This window comes from Kitasatospora purpeofusca (genome assembly GCF_000718025.1).
In the GTDB taxonomy this organism is placed as follows: Bacteria; Actinomycetota; Actinomycetes; order Streptomycetales; family Streptomycetaceae; genus Kitasatospora; species Kitasatospora purpeofusca.
This window is the reverse complement of sequence record NZ_JODS01000014.1, coordinates 257,655-264,383: the sequence shown is the minus strand read 5'-3', so window position 1 is coordinate 264,383 and position 6,729 is coordinate 257,655. Positions and strand designations below refer to the sequence as shown.

The 6,729-nt window shown below is 74.0% G+C and carries 6 protein-coding genes and 1 pseudogene; 2 read left to right on the top strand and 5 right to left on the bottom strand.

What is annotated here, in order from left to right; all coding sequences use genetic code 11:
* The 3 genes and pseudogenes from IF01_RS42130 to IF01_RS0121470 form a co-directional block, all read right to left on the bottom strand.
* Positions 1–1,150 (bottom strand): annotated as a pseudogene (locus IF01_RS42130) (heavy metal translocating P-type ATPase); the annotation flags it as partial.
* 71 nt (positions 1,151–1,221) lie between these two features.
* Complete coding sequence (locus IF01_RS0121475; RefSeq protein WP_030395102.1) at positions 1,222–1,440, bottom strand: heavy-metal-associated domain-containing protein; 219 nt, start codon at positions 1,438–1,440, stop codon at positions 1,222–1,224.
* 404 nt (positions 1,441–1,844) lie between these two features.
* Entirely contained in the window at positions 1,845–2,786 is a 942-nt protein-coding gene (locus tag IF01_RS0121470) for a PrsW family glutamic-type intramembrane protease (RefSeq protein WP_094745606.1), read from the bottom strand.
* Positions 2,787–2,963: 177 nt separating this feature from the next.
* Between IF01_RS0121470 and IF01_RS0121465 the strand changes: the two genes are divergently transcribed.
* Both IF01_RS0121465 and IF01_RS0121460 read left to right on the top strand, forming a co-directional pair.
* Entirely contained in the window at positions 2,964–4,154 is a 1,191-nt protein-coding gene (locus IF01_RS0121465; RefSeq protein WP_037780491.1) for a PP2C family protein-serine/threonine phosphatase, read from the top strand.
* 166 nt (positions 4,155–4,320) lie between these two features.
* Complete coding sequence (locus tag IF01_RS0121460) at positions 4,321–4,818, top strand: RICIN domain-containing protein (protein ID WP_030395099.1); 498 nt, start codon at positions 4,321–4,323, stop codon at positions 4,816–4,818.
* 81 nt (positions 4,819–4,899) lie between these two features.
* Here the strand turns inward: IF01_RS0121460 and dhaL are convergent, their stop codons facing one another.
* Together dhaL and dhaK are read right to left on the bottom strand one after the other, a co-directional pair.
* The gene (dhaL, locus tag IF01_RS0121455) at positions 4,900–5,547 is read right to left on the bottom strand and encodes a dihydroxyacetone kinase subunit DhaL (RefSeq protein ID WP_030395098.1); all 648 of its coding nucleotides are present in this window, start codon (positions 5,545–5,547) and stop codon (positions 4,900–4,902) included.
* Between the two features lie 50 nt (positions 5,548–5,597).
* On the bottom strand, positions 5,598–6,593 hold the full coding sequence (gene dhaK / locus IF01_RS0121450) for a dihydroxyacetone kinase subunit DhaK (RefSeq protein WP_030395097.1): 996 nt from the start codon (positions 6,591–6,593) through the stop codon (positions 5,598–5,600).
* Positions 6,594–6,729: the final 136 nt, after the last annotated feature.

The window sequence follows — 6,729 nt, the reverse complement described above, 5'->3', positions numbered from 1 at the left end:
GTCGAGCACGACGGTGTCGACCCGGCGGGTGTTCTCCAGCACCTCGGGGCCCTTGATCAGGATGCCGAGCTGGGCGCCGCGGCCGGTGCCTGGTGTCGGCGCCGACCCGGGTGGCCTCCACCACGAGCCGGCCGCCGGCGTTCACGGTGGCGCCGGTGACGGTGTCGCCGACGGCGACCTCGACCGGTACGGACTCGCCGGTCAGCATCGAGGCGTCGACGGCGGAGGCGCCCTCCACCACCACGCCGTCGGTGGCGATCTTCTCCCCGGGGCGGACCACGAACCGGTCGCCGACGGTGAGCCGGTCGACCGGCAGCCGGACCTCGCGGCCGCCCTGGAGGACGGCGACGTCCTTGGCGCCGAGGTCCAGCAGGGCGTGCAGCGCGGCCCCGGCGCGGCGCTTGGAGCGGGCCTCCAGGTAGCGGCCCAGCAGGATCAGCACGGTGACGGCGGAGGCCGTCTCCAGGTAGAGCATGGACGAGGCGTCGGTGTCGCCGACCGAGAACGAGAACTCGTGCCGCATCCCGGGCATGCCGGCGTCGCCCCAGAAGAGCGCCCAGAAGGACCAGCCGAAGGCGGCCAGGGTGCCGAGCGAGACCAGGGTGTCCATGGTCGCGGCGCCGTGCTTGAGGTTGGTCCAGGCGGCGCGGTGGAACGGCAGGCCGCCGTACACCACGACGGGGCCGGTGAGGGCGAAGGCCAGCCACTGCCAGTTGGTGAACTGGAGCGCCGGGATCATCGACCAGAGGACCACCGGCAGGCTGAGCAGGGCGCTGACGAGCAGCCGGTCGAGCAGGGGGTCGGCCGACCCGGTGCCGGCGGCGGTCCCGGCGGGCGCCTCGGCCGGGGCGGCGGGCACGGGCGGGGGCGGGAGTTCGGCGGTGTAGCCGGTGGCCTCGACGGTGGCGACGAGGTCGGCCACGCTCACGTCCGGCCCGAAGTCGACTCTCGCCTTCTCGGTGGCGTAGTTGACGGTGGCCTCGACGCCGTCCATCCGGTTGAGCTTCTTCTCGATCCGGGCGGCGCAGGCGGCGCAGGTCATGCCGCCGATCGACAGTTCGACGCGCTCGCGGACGGCGGTCGGTCCCGCCGGGCCGGCTATGGCGCTCGTCGCGTCGGGGGAGGTGGAGCCCGGGGTGGAGGTGCTCATGTGCTGATCAGCTCCTAGGGGGAGGGGCGCGGCGGGGGGCGGTCGCCGACCCCGCCGCGCGGTGGGGGCTCTCAGGCCGAGCGGCCGACCAGCTCGTAGCCGGCCTCGTCGACGGCGGCGCGGACCAGCTCGTCGTCCAGCTGGTCGCTGGTGGAGACGGTGACGGTACCGGCCTTGGCGTCTGCGGAGACCTCCGTCACCCCGGCGAGGCCGGAGAGCTCCTTGCTCACCGAGTTCTCGCAGTGTCCGCAGCTCATGCCGGTCACGGTGTAGGTGATGGTGCTGGACATCGGGGCCTCCGAAGGTTCGGTACGGCCGCGAGCGTACGCCCGGGCCCTGCTCTTGGGAACACCATACCCTTGGGGGGTATTCCGTACGAGTGCGGATGGTGTGGTGTGGATCGCATTCCGTTTGTCGCGCCGCGTGCGGCCGGAACGTTTTCCGAGAGCAGAGCGTAGGCGTCCGGACACGCTCCGCTCGAATCCGCGCCGGTGGCGCGGGTGGATTCGAGTGCCGCGGGTCCGGATCCCTGCACCGGTGGGGGCGTCCTGGGTGGGGCCCCTCCCAGTAGTCGGACGGAGGGCCGTTCTGGTTCGATCCGGAACGGGGCGGATCGGAGCAGTGAGGGGGCGGGTGTTCGGTGCGGGCTCGGAGCGGGCTCGGAGCGGGGGCAGGGCGGGGCGCAGGGTGGGTGTCAGAGCGGGGCGGACGGGAGCTGGGTCGGGATCGGGGACCGCCGGTCGCCGCGGACCAGCCGGCGCAGCCAGTACAGACCGCCGAGCGCGACCAGCAGCAGCCCGGTGGTGTCGTACAGGGTGTAGAGGTGGACCTGCTCGGTGGTCGGGCTCGGCAGGCGGCCGAGCTCGAACAGGGCGCGCTGCCACTCGGCGGAGGTGCTGCGGGCCACCAGCCAGACCGCGATGCCGCTCGTCGAGTCCCAGAGCGCGTGCAGCGTCGAGACGCCCAGATAGGTGAGCAGGACCGGCGGGGTGAGCCGGAACCGGCCGCCGCGCCGCTCGCGGAACAGCACGCCGCCGAGCAGCGCCGTCCACAGGATGTGGCCGACCGGCGCCAGGACGCCGCGCAGGATCTCGGTCTCCACCAGGTTGCGCAGCGAGAGCCCGTCGGTGGTGAGTACGGCGTTGAAGGCGTATCCGGCGCTCTCGAAGGCGGCGAAGCCGGCGCCGACGGTGGCGCCCAGTACCAGGCCGTACCGCAGGCCGCTCACCCGCAGTCGCCGGCTGACCAGGACCAGGGCGGTCAGCTTGGCCGCCTCCTCGATCAGGCCGACGCCCAGGTGCGTCCAGGCCGAGGGCGAGAGCAGGCAGGTCTCCAGGACGGAGGCGCCGAGTACGCCGATGAGGCCGCCGACGCCGAAGCAGCCGAGGATCCGGTCGGCGCCGAGGCCGGTGGTGTGGCGTTCGTACGCCCGGGTCGCCACGGTGACCGGGACGAGGAAGCTGCCGAGCAGGACGATCGTCGGCACCAGGTTGCTGTTCCCGGTGAGGAAGGTGACGGCGACGGTCGCGATCCACAGCAGCAGTCCGCCGAGGAGGATCCGGGGCCACTGGGCGGGGCGGGCCGAGGGGCGTACGGACGGGGCGGAGAGGTGGGGGGTGTTGCGGTATCCGGACACCGGTGAGGGCTCCCTTGTGTGATCCGCTTTCGTCGCACTGTATGACGGATTGGGTGCTTTGGTACCTTTTGGCGCAGTCGGTGGAGTGACGGTGCCCGCGTCCGGGGGAGTGCCCGCGATCGGGGGTACGGGGCGGGTGCGGGGGTGGGCGGGTTGATCGTCCGTTATGTTCGATATGTGTTCCCGATCCGTCGAGCCCAGTCGCCGTCCGATCCGACCGGCGCCGGGCAGCCGCCGGCCCGGCGGCGCGGCGCGCTGCTCGCCGTCGACCTGCTCGACATCCCGTTCTGGCGCCGGGCCTCACCCGCGCTGCTCGCGATCGTGCTGGTCGGGCTCGCGGACCTCTACTCCGGCCGGGACCGCTACCTCGCGCCCCTGATGACCGTCGTCCCCAGCATCGCCGCGCTCACCCTGCGGCCGCTCGAACTGCTCGGCGTCTGCGCGCTCGGCCTGCTCGCCGTCTTCGGCCTCAGCCACTACGACGAGGTCGACACCATCAACGACGCCCGCTTCCTCTGGGGCGCGATGATCAGCTATCTGCTGCTCACCGTCTTCTCCGCCTGGGTCGCCAGGATCAGGATGCGCCGGGCCGCCGCCTTCGCCGCGGTCAGCTCCGTCGCGGAGGCCGCGCAGCGGGCCCTGCTGCGGCTGCCCGGGCCGGTCGTCGGACCGCTGCGCCTCGCCGTCCGGTACGTCTCCGCCGCCGACGCCTCCAAGATCGGCGGGGACCTCTACTCCGTCCTGGAGACCCCGCACGGCACCCGGGTCGCGGTCGGCGACGTGCGCGGCAAGGGGCTCGGCGCGGTGCAGACCGCCGCCGTGGTCCTGGGCGCCTTCCGCGAGGCCGCGTACGACGAGGCCGGACTGCCCGGGGTGGCCGCCAGGATCGAGGCCAGCGTGGAGCGGCACGTGCCGGACGGGGAGTTCACCACCGCGCTGTTCGCCGAGTTCCGCCGGCCCGGCACGGTCGAGCTGCTCCAGTGCGGGCACGTCCCGCCGATCCGGGTCGACCAGGACGGCCTGGCGCACGTGCTGGACGCGCCCGACCCCTGGGTGCCGCTCGGCCTCGGCCGACTGGCCTACGGCGAGCCGAGCACCTGGGACCAGGCGTTCGGGACCGAGGACGTACTGGTGCTGTGCACCGACGGCGTGATCGAGGCCAGGCACCGGGACAACGGCGAGTTCTACCCGCTGGCGGAGCGGGTCGGGCCGCTGGTGCGCGGCGCGGCCCGCTCCGCCGCCGAGCTGGAGGCGGCCGTCGGCCGGGTCTACGCCGACCTGCTCGCCCACACCGGGGGCGAGCTGCGGGACGACGCGCTGCTGCTGCTCGTCACCCGCACCGACCCGGACTGGACCGCAGGTCCCTGAACCGGACCGCAGGGATTGTCGAGCAAGCGTGCACGCTGCGCACACACGACCGCGCCGATCGGGCCTAGGTTCGATGCCGCCGGGGGCCGCGCGGGGTCGCGGCGTCCGAGCCGGAGCGGGGTCCGCCCCGCCCGTCCAGCCACGATCGAGAAACCGGGGGATCGCCATGAGGCGACTTCATTCGCTGCTCCTCACCCTGTGCGCCGTCCTCGGCCTGGCGTTCGCCAACAGCGGCACCGCCAGCGCCATCACGTACAACCAGCTCCGCGACGGCTACTACCTGGGTGCGCCGCTGTGCGCCACCCCGCAGGGCAACAGCACGGCGAACGGAACCGTCGTGACCACCTGGAGCTGCACCGGCAGCGACCTCCAGCAGTGGACCTACCGCGGCGGCGGCTGGATCTACCACGAGGCCAGCGGCAAGTGCCTCACCCCGCGGGGCAACGCCAGCGCCGAGAACGGTGCCGTCCTCACCCTGTGGACCTGCGACTGGAGCTACACCTCGCCGCAGAAGTTCGTCGTCGCCCTCGACCCGATGAAGATCTACACGTCCTGGGGCGGCAAGTGCATCACCAACAAGGGCGGCTCGATGGGCGACGGTGCCCACCTGACCCTGTGGACCTGCTCCAACAGCAGGATCCCCGAGCAGGAGTGGTCGGTCTGACCGACGGCCGCCCCGTCCGTACGGGCGCGCGCGAGCGGGGCGGAGCCGGTGGCGCCCCGGTCCCCGGCCCCGACGGCGGCCTCAGCCCGCGGTGATGTCGGCGAGGGCCCGGAAGAGCAGGGCGGTGGAGGCGGCGCCGGGGTCGCGGTGGCCGACGCTGCGTGGGCCGAGGTAGGAGGCGCGGCCCTTGCGGGCCTGGAGCGGCTCGGTGTCCCGGGCGCCCCGCTCGGCGCCCCCGGCCGCCGCCGCGGCGGCCTCCGGCAGTCCGGCCCCGGCGGCCACCGCCGCCCGGTAGGCCTCCAGGGCGGGCGTCCAGGCGTCCACGAGGGTCTTGTCCCCCGGCTCGGCCCGGCCGAGGTCCCGGACCGCCCGCAGCCCGGCGGCCAGCGCCTCGCCGAACCCGGCGGCGTCGGCGGGCGGTTGTCCCGGCGGCAGCGCGGCGCCGATCGCGCGGAAGGCCTTGCCGTAGAGCGGGCCGGAGGCGCCGCCGACCTTGGAGATCAGGGTGGTGCCGGTCCTGGTCAGCAGCGCGCCGGGGCCGCCGTCCGGCGCGGGCGCGTCCGGGCCGTCCAGGACGGCGAGCACGGCGGTGAAGCCGCGTCGCAGATTGCTGCCGTGGTCGCCGTCGCCGATCGCCGAGTCCAGCTCGGTGAGCCGCTCGTGCTCGCGCTCGACCGCCGCGGCGATCGCGCGGACCCAGTCCTCGGCGAGACGGGTGTCGACGTCCATGCGGACAACTCCTTCAGGTGGACCGGGCAGGTGGCAGGTGCGGGGCGGGTTCAGGCGCGCTTGAGGGCCGGGGTGTCCGCCGGGGCGTCCCACAGCTCCAGCAACTGCGCGTCGGCCTTGGTGAGGGTGAGCGAGAAGCCCGCCATGTCCAGGCTGGTCACATAGTTGCCGACCAGGCTGCGGGCCACCGTGATGCCGTGCTCGGCCAGCCGGGCGGCGACCTCGCCGAACACGATGTACAGCTCCAGCAGCGGCGTCCCGCCCAGCCCGTTGACCAGGGCGATCACCTCGTCCCCGGCGGTCAGGTGGTGGTCGGTGAGGATCGTCGACACCACCTCGGCGACCAGTTCGCGGGCCGGGCGGAGCTTCTCCCGGCGGCGGCCCGGCTCGCCGTGGATGCCGACGCCGACCTCGATCTCGTCCTCGGCCAGCTCGAAGCCGGGCCGGCCCGCCGCCGGGACGGTCGCCCCGGTCAGCGCGATCGCGAACGAGCGGGAGGCCGCGTTCACCCGCTCGCCGAGGGCCGCCACCGCGTCCAGCGGCGCGCCGCGCTCGGCCAGCGCGCCCGCGATCTTCTCCACCGCCACCGTCGCGCCGGTGCCGCGCCGGCCGGCCGTCCAGGTGGAGTCCTCCACCGCGACGTCGTCGTTGACCAGCACGGTGCGGACCTCGATGCCCCGCTCGGCGGCCAGCTCCGCGGCGAGCTCGAAGTTCATCACGTCACCGGTGTAGTTCTTGACCACGAACACCACGCCGGCGCCGGAGTCCACGGCCTCGGCGGCGGCCAGCACCTGGTCCGGGACGGGCGAGGTGAAGACCTCGCCCGGGCAGGCCGCGTCCAGCATGCCGGGGCCGACGAAGCCGCCGTGCAGCGGCTCGTGCCCGGACCCGCCGCCGGACACCAGGGCCACCTTGGGGGCCGGTGGCCGCACCGCCCGGGTGATCACCCGGGCGGCGAGGTCCACCGCCAGCTCCGGATGGGCGGCGGCCACTCCGGCCAGCGCGTCCTCCAGGACGCTCTCCGCGGTGTTGATGAGCTTCTTCACCTTGTACGCGCTCCCCTCGGCCGACGGTGCTGACCCGACGCTACGCCGGACGGGCCTCCGGCGTCCCGGAACCGGCCCGCCACCCGCAGCCTCACTCGAACGGAGTAACTGTCGGACGCCTGACGGGCTCTAGGGT

What these genes read in the sequence shown, in the direction of transcription:
- IF01_RS0121475 (WP_030395102.1), bottom strand. Translation starts at nt 1,440, where the DNA reads ATGTCCAGCACCATCACCTACACCGTGACCGGCATGAGCTGCGGACAC.
- IF01_RS0121460 (WP_030395099.1), top strand. Translation starts at nt 4,321, where the DNA reads ATGAGGCGACTTCATTCGCTGCTCCTCACCCTGTGCGCCGTCCTCGGC.
- dhaL (WP_030395098.1), bottom strand. Translation starts at nt 5,547, where the DNA reads ATGGACGTCGACACCCGTCTCGCCGAGGACTGGGTCCGCGCGATCGCC.